Source organism: Geodermatophilus sp. SYSU D01045 (assembly GCF_054050295.1).
In genome coordinates, this window is sequence record NZ_JBJGZB010000034.1 from 1 (window position 1) to 18,743 (window position 18,743).

The 18,743-nt window shown below is 74.1% G+C and carries 16 protein-coding genes and 1 rRNA gene; 14 read left to right on the forward strand and 3 right to left on the reverse strand.

Annotation, left to right across the window (positions count from 1 at the left end):
• The first annotated feature begins 1 nt into the window (after position 1).
• Positions 2-118 (forward strand): 5S ribosomal RNA (rrf, locus tag ACI798_RS20610).
• Between the two features lie 77 nt (positions 119-195).
• Here rrf and ACI798_RS20615 read toward each other — a convergent pair.
• Complete coding sequence (locus tag ACI798_RS20615; RefSeq protein ID WP_457048831.1) at positions 196-864, reverse strand: DUF2461 domain-containing protein; 669 nt, start codon at positions 862-864, stop codon at positions 196-198.
• Entirely contained in the window at positions 861-1,445 is a 585-nt protein-coding gene (locus ACI798_RS20620) for an N-acetyltransferase family protein (RefSeq protein WP_456943251.1), read from the reverse strand. The genes ACI798_RS20615 and ACI798_RS20620 overlap by 4 nt, the downstream gene beginning before the upstream one ends.
• A 66-nt stretch (positions 1,446-1,511) precedes the next feature.
• Here ACI798_RS20620 and ACI798_RS20625 point away from each other — a divergent pair, with 66 nt between their 5' ends.
• Genes ACI798_RS20625 through ACI798_RS20645 form a run of 5 tightly spaced genes read left to right on the forward strand, consistent with a single transcriptional unit; the run spans position 1,512 to position 6,725 of the window.
• Complete coding sequence (locus ACI798_RS20625; RefSeq protein ID WP_457048832.1) at positions 1,512-2,744, forward strand: winged helix-turn-helix domain-containing protein; 1,233 nt, start codon at positions 1,512-1,514, stop codon at positions 2,742-2,744.
• Positions 2,745-2,755: 11 nt separating this feature from the next.
• Complete coding sequence (locus ACI798_RS20630; protein WP_456943249.1) at positions 2,756-3,568, forward strand: thymidylate synthase; 813 nt, start codon at positions 2,756-2,758, stop codon at positions 3,566-3,568.
• Positions 3,565-4,086, forward strand: a complete 522-nt coding sequence (locus tag ACI798_RS20635; RefSeq protein ID WP_457048833.1) for a dihydrofolate reductase — start codon at positions 3,565-3,567, stop codon at positions 4,084-4,086. The genes ACI798_RS20630 and ACI798_RS20635 overlap by 4 nt, the downstream gene beginning before the upstream one ends.
• 10 nt (positions 4,087-4,096) lie before the next feature.
• Complete coding sequence (dapA, locus tag ACI798_RS20640; RefSeq protein ID WP_456943247.1) at positions 4,097-4,993, forward strand: 4-hydroxy-tetrahydrodipicolinate synthase; 897 nt, start codon at positions 4,097-4,099, stop codon at positions 4,991-4,993.
• 19 nt (positions 4,994-5,012) lie between these two features.
• Positions 5,013-6,725, forward strand: coding sequence for a ribonuclease J (locus ACI798_RS20645; RefSeq protein ID WP_456943246.1), 1,713 nt, complete (start codon positions 5,013-5,015; stop codon positions 6,723-6,725).
• A gap of 59 nt (positions 6,726-6,784) precedes the next feature.
• Here ACI798_RS20645 and ACI798_RS20650 read toward each other — a convergent pair whose 3' ends face one another.
• Positions 6,785-8,728, reverse strand: a complete 1,944-nt coding sequence (locus ACI798_RS20650) for a dipeptidyl-peptidase 5 (RefSeq protein WP_457048834.1) — start codon at positions 8,726-8,728, stop codon at positions 6,785-6,787.
• Between the two features lie 73 nt (positions 8,729-8,801).
• Between ACI798_RS20650 and ACI798_RS20655 the strand changes: the two genes are divergently transcribed.
• The 8 genes from ACI798_RS20655 (at position 8,802) to ACI798_RS20690 (ending at position 18,731) form a co-directional block, all read left to right on the forward strand.
• Positions 8,802-11,354: a DNA translocase FtsK gene (locus ACI798_RS20655; protein WP_457048835.1), complete on the forward strand. Its 2,553-nt coding sequence runs from the start codon at positions 8,802-8,804 to the stop codon at positions 11,352-11,354.
• A gap of 68 nt (positions 11,355-11,422) precedes the next feature.
• A complete protein-coding gene (gene rimO, locus ACI798_RS20660; RefSeq protein WP_457048836.1) occupies positions 11,423-12,859 on the forward strand; it encodes a 30S ribosomal protein S12 methylthiotransferase RimO in 1,437 nt (478 codons plus the stop codon).
• A gap of 7 nt (positions 12,860-12,866) precedes the next feature.
• Positions 12,867-13,529: a CDP-diacylglycerol--glycerol-3-phosphate 3-phosphatidyltransferase gene (gene pgsA, locus ACI798_RS20665; protein WP_457048837.1), complete on the forward strand. Its 663-nt coding sequence runs from the start codon at positions 12,867-12,869 to the stop codon at positions 13,527-13,529.
• 157 nt (positions 13,530-13,686) lie between these two features.
• Positions 13,687-14,100 (forward strand): helix-turn-helix domain-containing protein, encoded by a 414-nt coding sequence (locus ACI798_RS20670; protein ID WP_457048838.1) that lies wholly within the window; start codon positions 13,687-13,689, stop codon positions 14,098-14,100.
• A 130-nt stretch (positions 14,101-14,230) separates the two neighbouring features.
• Positions 14,231-15,460: a DUF4032 domain-containing protein gene (locus ACI798_RS20675; protein ID WP_456943240.1), complete on the forward strand. Its 1,230-nt coding sequence runs from the start codon at positions 14,231-14,233 to the stop codon at positions 15,458-15,460.
• A 210-nt stretch (positions 15,461-15,670) separates the two neighbouring features.
• Entirely contained in the window at positions 15,671-16,939 is a 1,269-nt protein-coding gene (locus ACI798_RS20680) for an extracellular solute-binding protein (protein WP_457048839.1), read from the forward strand.
• A complete protein-coding gene (locus tag ACI798_RS20685) occupies positions 16,936-17,898 on the forward strand; it encodes a carbohydrate ABC transporter permease (RefSeq protein ID WP_457048840.1) in 963 nt (320 codons plus the stop codon). Before ACI798_RS20680 ends, ACI798_RS20685 begins: the two co-directional genes overlap by 4 nt.
• The gene (locus ACI798_RS20690) at positions 17,898-18,731 is read left to right on the forward strand and encodes a carbohydrate ABC transporter permease (RefSeq protein ID WP_457048841.1); all 834 of its coding nucleotides are present in this window, start codon (positions 17,898-17,900) and stop codon (positions 18,729-18,731) included. The genes ACI798_RS20685 and ACI798_RS20690 overlap by 1 nt, the downstream gene beginning before the upstream one ends.
• Positions 18,732-18,743: the final 12 nt, after the last annotated feature.

Below are 18,743 nucleotides of genomic sequence, written 5' to 3' on the forward strand. Positions count from 1 at the left end.
TTACGGCGGCCATGGCGAGAGGGAAACGCCCGGACCCATTCCGAACCCGGAAGCTAAGCCTCTCAGCGCCGATGGTACTGCCCCGGAGACGGGGTGGGAGAGTAGGACGCCGCCGGACAACCATTCAGCAGGGCCCCGCACCGATCCCGGTGCGGGGCCCCACTGCATTCCGTCAGAACGGCAAGGGACGGCCGATCAGCGGCGGCGGACCTCCTTCGTCGTCGCGCCGACGTTGTCCGCTAGCCAGGCGTTGAGCGCCACCAGGTCCCGCCAAGCGGTGCGGACCTGCTCCAGCGCCTCTCGCCCGTGCAGCCACTCGGCGAAGTCGAAGAGCCGGCTGGCGTGCAGGGACCGGTGCCGCAGCAGGTCCGCTCTGGCGTCGTCGCCGTCCAGGTCGTAGCCCTTGGGCACCCGGGTGAGGCGGTCACCGCCGACGGTCCAGCCGGCCGCGGCCAGGCGGCCCACCTCGTCCCGCAGTCGCGGGCCCTGGACGTCGTCGGCGACGGCCCGCCGGTAGCGCTCGACCTGGTCGGACTCCAGCCGCCAGGCACCGCCCGCGACGCGCAGTCCCGCGGCGGAGATCTCGACGTACCAGGCGCCCGCGCCGCGGCCCTCCGGGTTGGCGACGGCGCCCTGGTGCGTCTTGTACGGCGTCTTGTCGTTGCTGAAGCGGACGTCCCGGTAGGGGCGGAAGAGCTTCGCCGGGCCGAACTCCGCGGCCAGCTCGTCGACGAGGGCCTGCATCGGCGCCCTGACGCAGGTGTCGTACACGGCGCGGTGCCGCGTCCAGTAGGTCTTGGAGTTGTCCGCCTCCAGTCCCTCGTAGAAGACCAGGCCCTCGTCGGGGAAGCCCTGGAACGTCATGCGTCTCCTCCCAGCAGGGTGTGCCAGCGGACCTCGCGCAGCGGGGTGCCGGCGGCGTCGAGGGTGCGTGCCCAGCCGTCGCGGTCCCACCCGGCCGACTCGAGGAAGCCGGCCGTGACCCGGTCGGCCTCGGGAACCCAGGCGGTCAGCCGCGCCGCACCGGTGCCGGCGGCCAGGTCGGCCACCGCCGCGAGCAGGCGGCTGCCGTGCCCGCGGCGTCCCCACCGCGGCTCCACCAGGAGGACGGCCAGCTCGGTCGTCGGGCCGGCCGGGTGCGGCCGCTCGCCGTCGGACAGCTCGGCCGGACCGTACGCGGCGAAGCCGACCACCCGCCCGTCGTCGAGGGCGACCAGCACCCCGTGCGCCGCGGTGGGCGGCGAGGTGATCGCCGCGGCCCAGGCCGCCTCGGCGGCCGCGGCGTCCCAGCCCTCGAGCGCGGCCGGGGGCAGGACGTCGCGGTAGGCGGTGCGCCAGGTCTCGCCCTGCACGCGCGCCACCTCGGCGGCGTCCGCGGCGACGGCGGGGCGCACGGACACGTCCGCGGTGCCGGTCAGGCGCGGGAAGGCCGGGCGGGGGTCCACGCCGGGCAGCCTAGGTCGGGGGAGCGCGGAGGCGGACCGTCACCGGTGCACGGCAGGATCGGCGGCGTGCCCGCCCCCGTCGCCGACCGGCTGCCCGCCGCCCTCGCCCGGCGCATCGCCCTGGCCGCGCAGGGCTTCGCCGACCCGCGCCCCACCGGGGTCGTCGACAGCCGGCAGCTGCGGCGGATGGTCGACCGGCTCGCCGTCGTGCAGATCGACTCGGTCAACGTGCTGTCCCGGTCGCACTACCTGCCGGCGTTCAGTCGGCTCGGCGCCTACCGCCGGGCGGCCCTCGACGACTTCACCGCCCGCCGGCACGAGCTGTTCGAGTTCTGGGCGCACGAGGCGTCCTTCCTCCCGGTTCGGCTGCACCCCCACCTGCGCTGGCGCATGGCCGCCGCCGAGGAGCACGCGTGGGGCTCGATGGTGCGCATCCAGCGCGAGCGGCCGGGCTACGTCGCCGAGGTGCTCGACCGGGTGCGGCAGGGCGGTCCGACGAAGGCCAGCGACCTGGACGAGCCCCGCCCGGACCGGCCCGGGCAGATGTGGAACTGGCACGCCGGCAAGGTGGCCCTGGAGTGGCTCTTCTACACCGGCGTGCTCACCGCGCGGGCGCGGACGACGTCGTTCGAGCGGGTCTACGACCTCACCGAGCGGGTCCTGCCCGCCGCCGTCGTGCAGGCGCCGACGCCGGACCCCGCCGACGCCGTCCGCGAGCTCGTGCGCACCGCCGCCCGCGCGCTCGGCGTGGCCACCGAGCGGGACCTGCGCGACTACTTCCGGCTGAAGCCGGTGCAGACGCGGCAGGCGATCGCCGAGCTCGCCGACGCCGGGGAGCTGCTGCCGGTCGAGGTGGCCGGGTGGGGTGCACCCGCCTGGCTCGACCCCGGCGCCCGCCGGCCGCGGTGGATCCGCGCCCGCGCGCTGCTGTCCCCGTTCGACTCGCTGGTGTGGGAGCGGCCGCGGGTCGAGCGCATCTTCGGCTTCCGCTACCGGCTGGAGATCTACACGCCCGCCGCGCAGCGGGTGCACGGCTACTACGTGCTGCCGTTCCTGCTCGGCGACCGCCTGGTGGCGCGGGTCGACCTCAAGGCCGACCGCCAGGCCGGCGTCCTGCGGGCGCAGGCCACCCACGCCGAGGACGGCGTCGACCGCGCGGAGGTCGCCGCCGCGCTGGCGGCGGAGCTGCGGCTGATGGCGGACTGGCTGGAACTCGACGACGTGGCCGTGGCCGAGCGCGGGGACCTCGCGGCCGACCTCACCGCCGCGCTGCCCGCTCCCCGCTCCGTGGTCGCCTAGGCTCGACGCCCGTGGTGAGCAACGGTCCGGTGGACACGCAGTACGAGGACCTCCTGCGGCGGATCCTCGAGACGGGCACGCCGAAGTCCGACCGCACCGGGACCGGCACGGTCAGCACGTTCGGGGAGCGGCTGCGCTACGACCTGTCGGCGTCGTTCCCGCTGATCACGACGAAGAAGGTGCACTTCCGGTCGGTCGCGGTCGAGCTGCTGTGGTTCCTGCGCGGCGACGGCAACGTCCGCTGGCTGCAGGAGCACGGCGTCACCATCTGGGACGAGTGGGCCGGTGCGGACGGCGACCTCGGGCCGGTCTACGGCGTCCAGTGGCGCTCCTGGCCCACCCCCGACGGCGGCACGGTCGACCAGATCCAGGGCGTCCTCGACACCCTGCGGGAGGACCCCGACTCCCGCCGCATGGTCGTGTCGGCGTGGAACGTCGCCGCGCTGCCCGACATGGCGCTGGCCCCCTGCCACGCGCTGTTCCAGTTCGCCGTCCACGACGGCCGGCTGTCCTGCCAGCTCTACCAGCGCAGCGCCGACATGTTCCTCGGCGTCCCGTTCAACATCGCCAGCTACGCGCTGCTGACCCGCATGGTCGCCGCGCAGGTGGGGCTGGAGCCGGGCGAGTTCATCTGGGTCGGCGGCGACTGCCACGTCTACAGCAACCACGTCGAGCAGGTGCGCGAGCAGCTCTCCCGCGAGGTCCGGCCGTTCCCGACGCTGGAGATCGCCCCGGCGCCGTCGCTGTTCGAGCACACTTTCGAGGACCTCACCCTGCACGGCTACGACCCGCACCCGGCCATCCGCGCCGCCGTGGCCGTGTGACCGTCTCGCTCGTCTGGGCGCAGGCGCACGACCGGGTCATCGGCGCCGGCGGCGCCCTGCCCTGGCACCTGCCCGAGGACCTGCGGCTGTTCAAGCGCCTGACCAGCGGCGGCACCGTCGTCATGGGGCGGCGCACCTGGGAGTCGCTGCCCGCGCGCAACCGGCCGCTGCCGGGCCGGGTCAACGTCGTCCTCACCACCGACCCGGCCTGGTCCGCCGACGGCGCCGAGCGGGCCGGCTCGGTCGCCGACGTCCTCGCCGCGCACCCCGACTGCTGGGTGATCGGCGGCGCGGCGGTCTACGCGGCCTTCCTCCCGCACGCCGGGCGGCTGGTCGTCACCGACGTCGACCTGGCGGTCGACGGCGACACCCGCGCCCCCGTCCCCGACGGCGGCTGGCGGCGCGTGTCCCGGACGCCGGACGAGGGCTGGACCACCTCGACGACGGGCCTGCGGTACGCCGTCTCCGAGTTCCGGCGCGACGCTGCCGGGACCGGGACGCTCACGGCCGGTCGGTAGATTCCTCCGCATGACCACCGACCCCGCCCGGCCGTTCGGACGCGTCGTCACGGCGATGGTCACCCCGCTCGCGGAGGACGGCTCGATCGACCTCGCCGGGGCCCAGGAGCTGGCCGCGCACCTGGTAGACCGGCAGGCCCACGACGGCCTCGTCGTCCTCGGCACCACCGGGGAGGCCCCCACGCTCAGCGACGGGGAGCAGAACGCCGTCCTCGAGGCGGTCATCGACGCGGTGGGCGACCGCGCCTCCGTGGTCGCGGGCGTCGGCACCAACGACACCGCGCACACCATCGAGAACGCGCGCCGGGCCGAGCGGCTGGGCGCCGACGGCCTGCTCGTCGTCACCCCGTACTACAACAAGCCGCCGCAGGCCGGGCTGCTGCGCCACTTCACCGCGGTCGCCGACTCCACCGACCTGCCGGTGATGCTCTACGACATCCCGCCCCGCTCGGTCGTGCCGATCGAGGTGGAGACGCTGGTCCGCGCCGCCGAGCACCCGCGCATCGTCGCGGTGAAGGACGCCAAGGGCGACTTCGGCGCGCTCGCCTGGACCCTGGCCCGCACCGACCTCGCCTACTACTGCGGCGAGGACATGATCAACCTGCCGATGCTGGCCCTCGGCGCCGTCGGCGTGGTGAGCGTCGTCGGCCACCTGGCCGGCCCCCGGATCGCCGAGCTCATCGCCGCGGTCGAGTCCGGCGACCTCGCCAAGGCACGCGAGGTCAACGAGACCCTGCTGCCGCTCTACACCGGCATCTTCCGCACCCAGGGCGTCATCATGGTGAAGGCGGCGCTGCGCGAGCTGGGGCTGCCCGCCGGCCCCGTCCGCCCTCCGCTCGTCGACGCCACGCCCGAGCAGATCGCGCAGCTGCGCGCCGACCTCGCCGACGGAGGCATCCCCCTGTGAGCCCTGCGAGCACCACCCCGTGACCGTGAGCACCGCCGGCACCGCCGGTCAGCCGCACCTGGACCTCAAGACGCCGCCGCCGCTGCCCGCCGGCGGCCTGCGGGTCATCGCGCTGGGCGGGCTCGGCGAGATCGGCCGCAACATGGCCGTGGTCGAGTTCGACGGGAAGCTGCTGGTCATCGACTGCGGGGTGCTCTTCCCCGAGGCCGAGCAGCCGGGCATCGACCTGATCCTCCCCGACTTCGGGGTCATCGAGCACCGCCTCGACGACGTCGTCGCCGTCGTCCTCACCCACGGGCACGAGGACCACATCGGCGCGATCCCCTACCTGCTGCGGCTGCGCGGGGACATCCCGCTGGTCGGCTCGCGGTTCACCCTCGCCCTGGTGGCGGCCAAGCTGCGCGAGCACCGGCTGGTGCCGACCCTGGTCGAGGTGGCGGCGGGCGACGACCACGTCGCCGGGCCGTTCCACTGCGAGTTCATCTCGGTCAACCACTCGATCCCCGACGCGCTGGCCGTCGCCGTCCACACGCCCGCGGGCGTCCTGGTGCACACCGGCGACTTCAAGATGGACCAGCTGCCGCTCGACGGCGTCCTCACCGACCTCGGCGCGTTCGCCCGGCTGGGCCTCGAGGGGATCGACCTGCTGCTGGCCGACTCCACCAACGCCGAGATCCCCGGGTTCGTCACGCCCGAGCGGGCGATCGGCCCGGTGCTCGAGGACGTCTTCCGCCGCGCCACCCAGCGGCTGATCGTCTCCAGCTTCGCCAGCCACGTGCACCGCATCCAGCAGGTGCTCGACGCCGCCGAGATGCACGGCCGCAAGGTCGCCCTGGTCGGCCGGTCGATGGTCCGCAACATGGGCGTCGCGCGGGACCTCGGCCTGCTGCGGGTCGCGCCGGGGCTGATGGTGAGCCTGGACGAGGCGACGAGCATGCCGCCGGAGCAGGTGGTGCTCATCAGCACCGGGTCGCAGGGCGAGCCGCTGTCGGCGCTCGGGCGCATGGCCCGCGGCGAGCACCACCAGGTGACCATCGAGGCCGGCGACACCATCGTGCTGGCCTCCTCGCTGGTGCCCGGCAACGAGACCGCCGTCTACAAGGTCATCAACGGGCTGGCCCGTCTCGGCGCCACCGTCGTGCACAAGGAGACCGCCCGCGTGCACGTCTCCGGGCACGCCCCGGCCGGCGAGCTGCGGACGCTGCTGAACGTCGCCAAGCCGCGCTACCTCATGCCGGTGCACGGGGAGTGGCGGCACCTGCGGGCGCACGCCGCGCTGGCCGAGGAGACCGGCATGACCGCCGACCGGGTCCTCCTCGCCGAGGACGGCGTGGTGGTGGACCTGGTCGACGGCAAGGCCTCGATCACCGGGTCGGTGCCGGTGGGCAACGTCTACGTCGACGGGCTCAACGTGGGCGACGTCGGCGAGGAGTCGCTGCAGGAGCGGCGGATCCTCGGCGACGAGGGCTTCGTGGCGCTGACCGTGGTGATCGAGCCCTCGACGGGCACGATCGTCCGGCCGGTGCACCTGTCCACCCGCGGCTTCTCCGACGACCCGAGCGCCTTCGACGAGGTGCTGCACCTGGTCGAGGACAACCTCAAGCGGGAGCTCGCCGACGGTCAGCGCGACGCCCACCGGCTGTCGCAGACGATCCGCCGGACGGTCGGCAAGTGGGTGTCCGACACCCACCGCCGCCGCCCGATGATCATCCCCACCGTCCTGGAGGTGTGAGGCCCCCTCCAGGGCACCGCCCCGAGCCTGCGAGGGGTGGGGAGGAGGGGGTCCTTCCGCTAGCGCACGACCTCGATCGGGTCGATGCCCTCGCCGGCCGGCAGGTCGAAGCCCCACACCTGCGCGTAGAAGGACAGCTCGCCGTCGAGGGCGGCGCGGATGTTCTCCGCCCGCCGGAAGCCGTGCTGCTCGCCGTCGAACAGCAGGTAGGCGTGCGGCACGCCCTTCTCCCGCAGCGCCGCCACCATCACCTCGGCCTGCTCGGGCGGGACGACGCGGTCCTCGGCGCCCTGGAACACCGCCAGCGGGGTGTCGAGCGCGCCGACCTGCGTGATCGGCGAGCGCTCGGCGTACACGTCGGCGCCCTCGGGCCACGGCGCGACCAGCCCGTCGAGGTAGCGCGACTCGAACTTGTGCGTGTCCGCGGCCAGCGCGCCGAGGTCGGCCACCCCGAAGTGGCTGGCGCCGGCGGTGAAGACGCCGGGCCGCAGGGTGAGCGCGGCCAGCGTCGTGTAGCCGCCGGCCGAGCCGCCGCGGACGGCCATGCGCGCGGGGTCCACCCGGCCGGCGTCGGCGAGGGACCGGGCGCAGGCGACGACGTCGTCGAGGTCGACGACGCCCCACCGGCCCTGCAGCGCGTCGCGGTAGCGGCGGCCGTAGCCGGTGGAGCCGCGGTAGTCGACGTGCGCCACGCAGAACCCGCGCGAGGTGAAGTACTGGATCTCCAGGTCCAGCACGCGCGGGTGGGCCGACGTCGGGCCGCCGTGGACCATCACGACCAGCGGCGGCAGGTCGCCCTCCGGCGCGGTGACCGCAGGGTTCGTGGGCGGGTAGACGGCGGCGTGCGCCTCGGCGATGCCGGTGCCGCGCTCCTCGGTCGGGAAGGTCAGGTGCTCCGGGGCCGAGAACCACGCGGGGTCCAGCCCGAGGTCGCGCGCCGGGCGCAGCACCTCGCTGCGCCCGGACAGGTCCGCGCGCAGCACGACCGGCTCGCTCGCGGGGCTGCCGGCGACGCAGACGACGCCGTCGCCGAGCGCGGTGAGGTACCGCAGGGCGGTCCACCCGGGCAGCGCCACCTCCCGTGTGGAGCCGTCGGCCTCCACCACGACCAGCCGGTCCCCGCCCCGGCCGCCGGCCGCGGCGACCACCCGGCCGCCGGGCAGCAGCACGAACCGGCGGCCGCCGAAGACCCACTGCGGCCCGGCGATCTCGGTGCCGGTGTCGAGGACCAGCTCCGCCTCGCCGCCCGGCCGCCACCGCCACAGCGACCAGACGTCGGTCCGGTCGCAGCAGAACCAGAGGGTGCCGTCGTCGGCCCAGGTGGGCTGCACCGCCGACTCGCCGGGACCGCCCGCGACCACGGTCTCGGTGCCGTCGGCGGCGCGGACGACCAGCTGCGCGGCGTCCCAGGGCATGTCCGGGTGGTCCCACTGCAGCCAGGCCAGCTGCCCGTCCGGGCCGGGCCGGGGGTCGGAGACGAAGTCCGGCCCGCTGACCAGCACCTCGGCGGTGCCGTCCGGCGCCAGCCGCACCACCTCGTCGACGACGTCGGCCGCGGCGCCGGAGGCGGTGTGCGTCTCGCGGACGGCGAGCAGCGACCCGCCGGCCTCCGGCGTGAGGTCGGCGTACCGCACCCCGGCCGGCAGCTCCGGCTCGGGCGTGACGGCGACCGGTCCGTCGTCGCCGGGGGACAGCCGGTACAGCCGCTGGTCGTCGAAGTGGGTGAACCACAGCGTGCCGTCGGCGACCGTCCACGCCGCCCCGCCGTACTCGTGCACCCGGGTGCGGGCGTTCCAGGGGGAGAGGAGGACGTCGGCCGGAGTGCCGTCGGCCGGGCGCCGGACCAGCGCTGACCGGCCGCCCTCGCCGGGGCGTGACTCGGACCACCAGACGTCGCCGCCGTCGACGGCGACCTCGCCGAGGCGTGCCGCCGCGCGGACGACGAGTGCCGAGGTGATCGGGGTGGGCCAGCTGCCGTACGGGACGGGGGAGGAGGTCGGCATGCAGCGACCGTAGGCCGGGGACACGATCACGCGCCTTCCTGGGAGGACGCCGGCCGGCCGCTACCGTCGACGCATGCCTGCCCGCACCACGCCCTCGCGCCGGCCGGCCGGCTCGGCCCCCAAGGGGCGGTCCGGGTCGACGGCCTCCGGCAAGCGGCCGGCCTCGCGCACGCCCGCCCGCAACGGCAACCGCAAGCCGCCCGCCCGCAAGCCCGCCCCGAAGCAGGGGCCGGGCGCGGCCGCGGGCGCCGCCCGGGCCGCCGCGGGCGCCTGGTCCCTGCTCGCCCGCGGCGCCGGCGGGCTTGCCCGCTCGATCGCCCGCCCGGAGGAGGCCGAGCCGCTCGCGCCCGAGCACCGCCGCGACGGCGCCGGCCTCGCCGTCCTCGGGCTCGCGGTCGTCCTCGGCGCCGCCGCGTGGTTCGACGGCATCGGTCCCGTGGGCGCGGGCCTCGCCGACGGCGTCCGCTGGGTCGTCGGCTCCCTGCTCGTGGTGCTGCCGGCGCTGCTGTTCCTCGTCGCGCTGCGGCTGCTGCGCCGCGCCCCGCGCCCGGAGGCGCGCGGCCGGCTGGCCATCGGCTGGGTGTGCGCCACGCTCGCGGCGCTCGGCATCGCCTCGGTCGTCGGCACCCCCGCCGACCCGATGGCCGGGGAGCCCGGGTCGGGCGGCCTGGTCGGCTGGGCGGTCGGTACGCCGCTGACCGCGGGGCTCGGCGCCGTGGTCGCCGTCGTCCTGCTCTCGCTGCTCGCCGTCTTCGCGCTGCTGGTGCTCACCGCGACGCCGCTGCACCAGGTGCCCGAGCGGCTGCGCGAGCTCGCCGGCCGGGGCGGAGACGAGGAGTGGGACGAGGACGGCCACGACGAGGACTGGGCCGAGGAGGAGCCGGAGGAGCCGGTCAAGCCGCGCCGGTCCAAGCGCGCGGCACTGTCCGAGGCACTCGCCGAGGGCGACTCGCCCGACCTGACCACCACCGGCCCGATCGACCACGTGCCGCTCGCCGACGTCCGCACGGCGGTGCAGGTCGAGCCCCCGGCGCCGCCGGCCCCCGCCCGCCGCGCGCCGGTCGTGGACCGCACGGCTCCGCCCGAGGAGCTCGAGCCGATCACCGAGCCCGAGCAGCTGCGCATCGAGCCGGTCGAGGGCGAGTACACGCTGCCGTCGGTGTCGCTCCTGCGGCCGGGGACGCCGCCGCGCAAGGAGTCGCAGGCCAACAACGCCGTCGTCGAGGCCATCCGCGGGGTGCTCGAGCAGTTCTCCGTCGACGCGGACGTCACCGGGTACACCCGCGGGCCGACGGTCACCCGCTACGAGGTGGAGCTGGGGAACGCCGTCAAGGTCGAGAAGATCACCGCGCTCACGCGCAACCTCGCCTACGCGGTCGCCAACGACAACATCCGCATCCTCGCCCCGATCCCGGGCAAGTCCGCCGTGGGCATCGAGGTCCCCAACGCCGACCGCGAGACGGTCAGCCTCGGCGACGTCATGCGCTCGCAGACGGCCAAGCAGGACCCGCACCCCATGGTGGTCGGGCTCGGCAAGGACATCGAGGGCGGCTTCGTCACCGCCAACCTCGCCAAGATGCCGCACCTGCTGGTGGCCGGTGCCACCGGCGCCGGCAAGTCCAGCTGCATCAACTCGCTGCTGACCTCGCTGCTGCTGCGGGCCGCGCCGGAGCAGCTGCGGATGATCCTGGTCGACCCGAAGATGGTCGAGCTCACGCCGTACGACGGCATCCCGCACCTGATCACGCCGATCATCACCGACCCGAAGAAGGCCGCCACGGCGCTGGCCTGGCTGGTCGAGGAGATGGAGCAGCGCTACCAGGACATGCGGGCCACCGGGGTGCGGCACATCGACGACTTCAACCGCAAGGTCGAGCGCGGCGAGATCACCGCCCCGCCGGGCAGCGAGCGCGTGTACCGGCCCTACCCGTACATCCTCGCGATCGTCGACGAGCTCGCCGACCTCATGATGGTCGCCCCGCGCGACGTCGAGGAGTCGATCGTCCGCATCACCCAGAAGGCGCGCGCCGCCGGCATCCACCTGGTGCTGGCGACCCAGCGGCCCTCGGTCGACGTCGTCACCGGCCTCATCAAGGCCAACGTGCCCTCGCGGCTGGCGTTCTCGACCTCCAGCCTCACCGACAGCCGGGTCATCCTCGACCAGCCCGGCGCGGAGAAGCTGATCGGCATGGGCGACGCCCTGTTCCTGCCGATCGGGGCCGGCAAGCCGCAGCGCATCCAGGGCGCCTACGTGTCCGACGCCGAGATCGAGGCGGTCGTCGAGTTCACCAAGCGGCAGGCCGAGCCGGAGTACCGCGAGGAGGTCTTCAGCGCCGCCGCGGGCGAGAAGAAGGAGATCGACGAGGACATCGGCGGGGACCTGGACCTGCTGTGCCAGGCCGTCGAGCTCGTCGTCACCAGCCAGTTCGGGTCGACGTCGATGCTGCAGCGCAAGCTGCGGGTCGGCTTCGCCAAGGCCGGCCGGCTCATGGACCTCATGGAGACCCGGGGCGTCGTCGGCCCGTCCGAGGGCTCCAAGGCCCGCGACGTGCTGGTCAAGCCCGACGAGCTGGAGTCGGTCCTGTTCACGCTGCGTGGCGGGACCCTGCCCGGCGGCGAGGGCTGAGCGGGGGAGCGGGCGGCGTCACCCCCGTCCGGCAGGGGCAGGTGGCGCCCGGCGCCTACGATGGTCCGGTGACACCCCCGACCGGCCCTGCCCGCACGGTGGCGGTGGTGACCCTCGGCTGCGCCCGCAACGAGGTCGACTCGGAGGAGCTGGCCGGCCGCCTGGCCGCCGACGGCTACCGGCTGGTCGAGGACCCCGAGCGCGCCGACGCCGTGCTGGTCAACACCTGCGGGTTCATCGAGTCCGCGAAGAAGGACTCGGTCGACGCCATCCTCGCGGCCACCGACAGCGGCGCCGAGGTGGTCGCCGTCGGGTGCATGGCCGAGCGCTACGGTGCCGAGCTGGCCGGGGCGCTGCCCGAGGCCACCGTGCTCGGCTTCGACGACTACGCCGCGATCGGCGACCGGCTCGACGACGTCCTCGCCGGCCGGCCGCTGGTCCCGCACTCGCCGCGCGACCGCCGCACGCTCCTGCCGATCAGCCCCGTCGCCCGCACCGCCGCGGCCGCCTCGGTGGAGGCCCCGGCCATCCCGGGTCACGGCTGGGTGCAGCGCCGCCGGCTGGCCCCGGGTCCCTCCGCCGCGCTCAAGCTCGCCTCCGGCTGCGACCGGCGGTGCGCCTTCTGCGCCATCCCGACCTTCCGCGGCTCGTTCGTCTCCCGTCCCCCGGCCGAGGTCCTCGGCGAGGCCCGCTGGCTGGCCGGGCAGGGCGTGACCGAGCTGGTGCTGGTCAGCGAGAACTCCACGTCCTACGGCAAGGACCTCGGCGATCTGCGCTCGCTCGAGCGGCTGCTGCCGCAGCTGGCCGCGGTCGAGGGCATCGCCCGGGTGCGGGTGGCCTACCTGCAGCCGGCCGAGCTGCGCCCGGGCCTGCTCGAGGTCATCGCCGCGACCGACGGCGTCGCGCCGTACTTCGACCTGTCGTTCCAGCACTCCTCGCCCGGCCTGCTGCGCCGGATGCGCCGGTTCGGCGGCACCGACGACTTCCTCGCTCTCATCGAGCGCGCCCGGTCGCTGGCGCCCACGGCCGGGTTCCGCACCAACGTCATTCTCGGCTTCCCGGGGGAGACCGAGGACGACGTCGCCGAGCTCGAGCGCTTCCTCACCGAGGGCCGCCTCGACGCCGTCGGGGTGTTCGGCTACTCCGACGAGGAGGGCACCGAGGCGATCGGCCTGCCGGGCAAGCTCGGCCGGGCCGAGATCGACGCCCGCGTCCGGCGGATCACCGACCTGGTCGAGGAGCTCACCGCCCAGCGCGCCGAGGACCGCGTCGGCGAGCGCGTCGAGGTGCTCCTCACCGAGGACCTGACGGCGGAGGAGGGCCCGGGCGTCTGGGCCGGCCACGCCGCCCACCAGGACCCCGACGCCGACGGCACGACCACGGTGACCGGCGTCCCCGCCGACGCCCGGCCCGGGCAGCTGCTCGTGGCCGAGGTGGTCGGCACCGAGGGCGTCGACCTGGTCGCGGCCGCCCTCGAGCCCGCCTCCCTCCCGGCCGGGCGGTGAGCGGGCGGTGAGCGCCGTCCTGCCGGATCCGGCGGCGACCCCGCCGCAGTCGGCCAGGCTGGTCAACCTGCCGAACGCGCTCACCGTGCTGCGACTGGCCCTGGTGCCGGTGTTCGCCGTCCTGCTGCTGTCCGACGGCGGCATGGACGACGACCGCCGCGTGTGGGCGACGGTGTTCTTCGGGCTGGCGATCATCACCGACCGCTACGACGGGCTCATCGCCCGGCGCACCGGCCAGGTGACCGAGTTCGGCAAGCTCGCCGACCCGATCGCGGACAAGGCGCTCACCGGCACGGCGCTGGTCGGGCTGTCGGTGCTCGGGCTGCTGCCCTGGTGGGTGACGCTGACCATCCTCGTCCGCGAGGTCGGCGTGACCCTGCTGCGGTTCTGGGTCATCCGGCACGGCGTCATCGCCGCCAGCCGCGGCGGCAAGGCCAAGACCGTCGTCCAGGCCCTGGCCATCGGGCTGTACACCCTGCCGCTGACCGGCGTGCTCGCCAGCGCCCGCTGGTGGGTCATGGCCGCCGCGGTCGCGCTCACGCTGGTCACCGGCCTCGACTACGTCTACCGGGCGCTGACCCTGCGCCGCACCAGCGCCCGGGCCGTGCGCGCCGCCGCCGCCCGGCGCGCCGCCGGGCCCACCGGCTCGGTCACCGACAGCGCGGCCTGAGGCCGGGGCCGCCCGGGAAGTGCGCGCCGGCCTGCGGCGTTACGCCATGAGCGGACGCGTCCACGTCGGCTCCATCGCGGGCGGGCGGGCCGCGTACCGTGGGCGCACGGTACCCGCGGGTGCCGCCGCTCTTCCCTCTGCCAGACAGGAGACGGCCATGACGCTGCTGCGCACCCAGCTCGGGCGGACCCTGCGCGGTCACCGGCTGCAGCAGCGGCGCACGCTGCGCGACGTCTCCGGTGCCGCCCGGGTGAGCCTGGGCTACCTCTCCGAGGTCGAGCGCGGGCAGAAGGAGGCCTCCTCCGAGCTGCTCGCCTCCATCTGCGACGCCCTCGACGTCGAGCTCGCCGACCTGCTCGCCGAGGTCAGCTCCGGCCTGCGGGGCTCCGACACCCGCGTCCGCCCGCTGGCCCCCACCGGCACCGCCCCCGCCGAGGAGGCCGCGGCCGAGCCGGCCGCCGCGTCGGCGCCCGCCGCCGAGGCCGCGCCCGTCGCCGAGCCCGCGCTCGCGCTGGTCGGCGCCGAGAAGCCGGCCCGCGCCGGGCTGCGCGCCGTCTCGCTCGCCGCGTAGCCGCCCACCGCGGCGGGTGCGCCGCCCCGCCGTGGTGCCGGGCGTCGCGCCCCCCGCCGTGGCAGGGTGATCCCGGGGGGACCGCTCACCGGCGGGCGGTCGGCTGCTCCGGGAACCTGCGGAGGTCGCCGTGCGGTACCTGTTCCGGCCACCGGGGACCGAGGGTGCCCGGCTGCTGTCGCTGCCGTGGCACCAGCCGCTGGAGGAGTGGGACCCGGACCTGCTGCTGGAGGTCCCGCAGCGGGGCATCTCCCGGCACGTCGTCCGCTTCGTCGCCGAGCAGGGGCAGGTCTTCGCCCTCAAGGAGATCGCCGAGTCGCTGGCGCGGCACGAGTACGCGCTGCTCGGCGAGTTCGAGGAGGAGGGCCTGCCGGCGGTCTCGGTGCTCGGCGTCTGCGTGGACCGGCCCGGCGGCCAGGACGCGATCCTGGTGACCCGGTACCTCGAGTACTCGATGTCCTACCGCTACCTGTTCTCGCGGCCCAGCGCCCGGCAGTCGGTGGACCAGCTCATGGACACCATGGTGGTGCTGCTCGTGCGGCTGCACCTGGCCGGCGTCTTCTGGGGCGACTGCTCGCTGTCCAACACCCTCTTCCGCCTGGACGCCGGGGCGCTGGCCGCGCACCTGGTCGACGCCGAGACCGCCGAGCGGCACCCGCAGCTGTCCCGCGGCCAGCGCCACTACGACCTGGACCTCGCGCGCGAGCGGGTCGGCGCGGAGCTGCTGGACCTGCAGTTCGGCGGGCTCCTGCCCGAGGGCGTGGACCCCATCGAGGTGGCCGAGAGCCTGCCCCGCCGCTACGACCTGCTCTGGGACGAGGTCACCCGCGAGGAGGTCTTCCGGGCCGACGAGCAGCGCTACCGGGTGGCCGAGCGGCTGCGGCGGCTCAACGACCTCGGGTTCGACGTCGGCGAGGTCGAGCTGGTCACCTCCGACGAGGGCGCCCGCCTCCGGGTCGAGACCCGGGTCTCCTCGCCGGGCCAGCACCGGCGGGAGCTGGCCCGGCTCACCGGCCTGGAGGTGCAGGAGAACCAGGCCCGCCGGCTGCTCAACGACCTGCGCACCTACCGCGCCTACCTCGAGCAGAAGACGGGCCGGCCGGTCCCCCAGGCCGAGGCCAGCACCCGCTGGCTGACCGAGGTGTACCAGCCGGTCGTCGACGCGGTCCCCAAGGAGCTCGCCGGGCGCCTGGCGCCGGCCGAGGTGTTCCACGAGGTGCTCGAGCACCGCTGGTTCCTGTCCGAGCAGGCCGGCCGCGACGTCGGGGCGACGAAGGCCACGCGGTCCTATCTCGACAACGTGCTCTCCCGGACCCCCGAGGAGATCACCACGCCCTCGGTGATCGCCCGCCGGACCTGAGGCGGTACCGCCCTCCCCGCAGGTCACGACAGGGGAACAGCCGGGTTGCGCGCTCCTGTGATCAGGGCCACGGTACGAGCACGCGGTGATCGTCGGTGCTCGCCGAAACGGAGGCGATGAGTCTTGTCCATCGCAGGACGGATCCCGGAGACCGGAGCCGGTCGACCACACCGGAGCAGGCGCAGGCGGCGACGCCGCGCACTGGGCAGCATGGCCACCGCGGCAGTGGTGGCGTCCACGCTGGCCGCCTGCGGCGGCGACGGGGGAGACGGCGCGACCCCGACCCTGACCTGGTACATCAACCCGGACTCCGGTGGCCAGGCGACGATCGCCGAGCGCTGCTCCGAGGAGTCGGACGGGGCCTACACGATCGAGGTGGCCCAGCTCCCCCGCGACTCGCCCCCCCAGCGCGAGCAGCTGGTCCGCCGACTGGCGGCCGAGGACCAGTCGATCGACCTCATGAGCCTCGACGTCATCTTCCCGCCGGAGTTCGCCCAGGCGGGCTTCCTCGCCCCCGTCCCGGAGGACGTCGCGCAGGAGGTCAGCGAGGGCGTGTTCCAGGGCGCGCTGGACTCCGCCACCTGGGACGGCGAGCTCGTCGCGGTCCCCTTCTGGTCCAACACCCAGCTCCTCTGGTACCGGAAGTCCGTGGCCGAGGCCGCGGGTCTCGACATGACCCAGCCGGTGACCTGGGACCAGCTGATCGAGGCCGCGGAGGGCCAGGACAAGCTGCTCAGCGCCCAGGGCCGGCGGTCGGAGTCCCTGATGGTGTGGTTCAACGCGCTCCTGGAGTCCGCCGGCGGCCAGTACATCGTGGAGAGCGGGGACACCCCCGAGAGCATCCAGTTCGGCCTCTCCACCCCCGAGGCCGACCGCGCCGCCGAGGTGATGGCCGCCGTCGCCAACTCCTCCGCGGTGGCCCCCGGGTTCACCACGTCCAACGAGGACACCAACGCGAGCGACTTCGAGGGCGAGGACGCCGGCTTCATGGTCAACTGGCCGTTCGTCTACGCCCAGGCCCTCTCCAAGGTCGAGGCCGGCACCCTGGACCCGTCCGTCCCCGAGGACTACGGCTGGGCGCTGTACCCCGCCGTCGACGAGGGCACGCCGAGCGCACCCCCTCTCGGGGGCATCGACATCGGGGTGTCGGCGTTCAGCCGGTACCCCGACCTCGCCTACGACGCGGTCACCTGCATCGTCCAGGACGAGAACCAGGCCGAGTACATGGTGACCAACGGCAACCCGGCGTCGTCGATCGCGGTCTACGACGACCCCGAGGTGCAGGAGGCCTACCCGATGGCCGACACCCTCCGCGAGTCCTTCGAGCTGGCGGCGTCCCGCCCGCTCACGGCCTACTACAGCGAGGTCCTGGGGTCCTTCCTCCGCGAGTTCCACCCACCGGGCTCGGTCGACGACCAGACCGGTGAGCGCACGGAGACCCTCACCCAGGCCATCCTGTCAGGGGAGCAGCTGCTATGAGTCAGACGACGCTGCCGCCGGTCGAGAAGACCCAGCCCGTCTCGGCGCCCCGCGGCACGATCAGCGACCGGTCCCGGGCCGAGCGCAGGCTCGGCTGGATGCTGGCCGGCCCGGCCTTCGTGGTCATGCTGCTGGTGACCGCCTACCCGATCGTCCAGGCGGTCTACTACTCGCTGTTCAACTACCGGCTCACCGACCCCGAGAACCGGTCGTTCACCGGTCTCAGCAACTACTGGGTGATCCTCACCGACGGCGTGTGGTGGCAGTCCATCCTCGTCACCGTGATCATCACGGTGGTCACGGTGGCCGTCGAGCTGGTGCTCGGCTTCGCCCTGGCCCTGGTGATGGCCAAGGCCCTCTCGTCGATCCGCCCGCTGGTCCGGGCCGCCATCCTGATCCCCTACGCGGTGATCACGGTCGTGTCGGCCTACGCCTGGGCGTTCGCCTTCCGGATCAACACCGGCTTCGTCAACAGCTGGTTCGCCTGGCTGCCGGGTGTCAGCGACACCACCGACTGGTTCGGCGGCCAGGGCACCTCGCTCTTCGTGATCTGCCTGGCCGAGATCTGGAAGACGACCCCGTTCATCTCGCTGCTGCTCCTGGCGGGCCTGGCCCAGGTCCCGGAGGTGCTGCAGGAGGCGGCCAAGGTCGACGGCGCCACCTGGTGGCAGCGGATGTGGCGGGTCACCATCCCCAACATGAAGGCCGCCATCATGGTGGCGCTGCTGTTCCGGACCCTGGACGCGTTCCGGATCTTCGACAGCATCTTCATCATGACCGCCGGCGCGAACAACACCGAGTCGGTCTCGTTCCTCGCCTACCGGCAGACGATCTCCCGGGTGGAGATCGGCCTCGGCTCGGCCGTCTCCGTGCTGCTGTTCCTGTCGGTGGTGCTCATCGCCTTCAGCTTCATCAAGGGATTCCGGGTCGACCTGGCCCAGGCACGAGGGGAGCGCTGATGTCGACCAAGGAGAAGACGTGGTGGTGGATCGGCGGCGCCCTGATCGTCCTCTACTGCCTGTTCCCGATCGCCTGGATCGTCTCGCTGTCGTTCAAGACGACGGCGGACATCGCCAACAAGTCGTTCCTGCCGTCGGCGTGGACGTGGGAGAACTACTCGACGATCCTCACCGGCTCGGGGAGTGACCTGTTCCTGCCGGCACTGCGCAACAGCTTCGGGATCTGCCTCATCGCGACGTTCATCTCGTGCATCCTCTCGATGTTCGCCGCGTACGCGATCGCCCGGCTGGACTTCCCGGGCAAGAGGCTCATCCTCGGCACCGCGCTGGCCGTGGCGATCTTCCCGGTCATCTCGATCGTCACGCCGCTGTTCAACCTGTGGCGGCAGATCGGGCTGTACGACACCTGGCCCGGCCTGATCATCCCGTACCTGTCGCTGACCCTGCCGATCTCCATCTGGACCATGTCGGCCTTCTTCCGGGAGATCCCCTGGGAGATGGAGCAGGCGGCCCAGGTCGACGGCGCGACCACCTGGCAGGCCTTCCGCAAGGTGATCGTGCCGCTCGCCGCGCCCGGGGTGTTCACCACGGCGATCATCGCCTTCTTCATCGCCTGGAACGACTTCGCGTACGGCATCTCGCTCACCTCGACGAACGCCGCCCGCCCCGTCCCCGCCGCGCTCGGCCTGTTCTCCGGCGCGACCCAGTTCCAGGACCCCACGGGCGCCATCGCCGCCGCGGCGGTGATCGTCACCATCCCCGTCGTCGTCCTCGTGCTCCTGTTCCAGCGGCGCATCGTCGCCGGCCTCACCAACGGCGCGGTCAAGGGCTGACCCGGCCGTGCC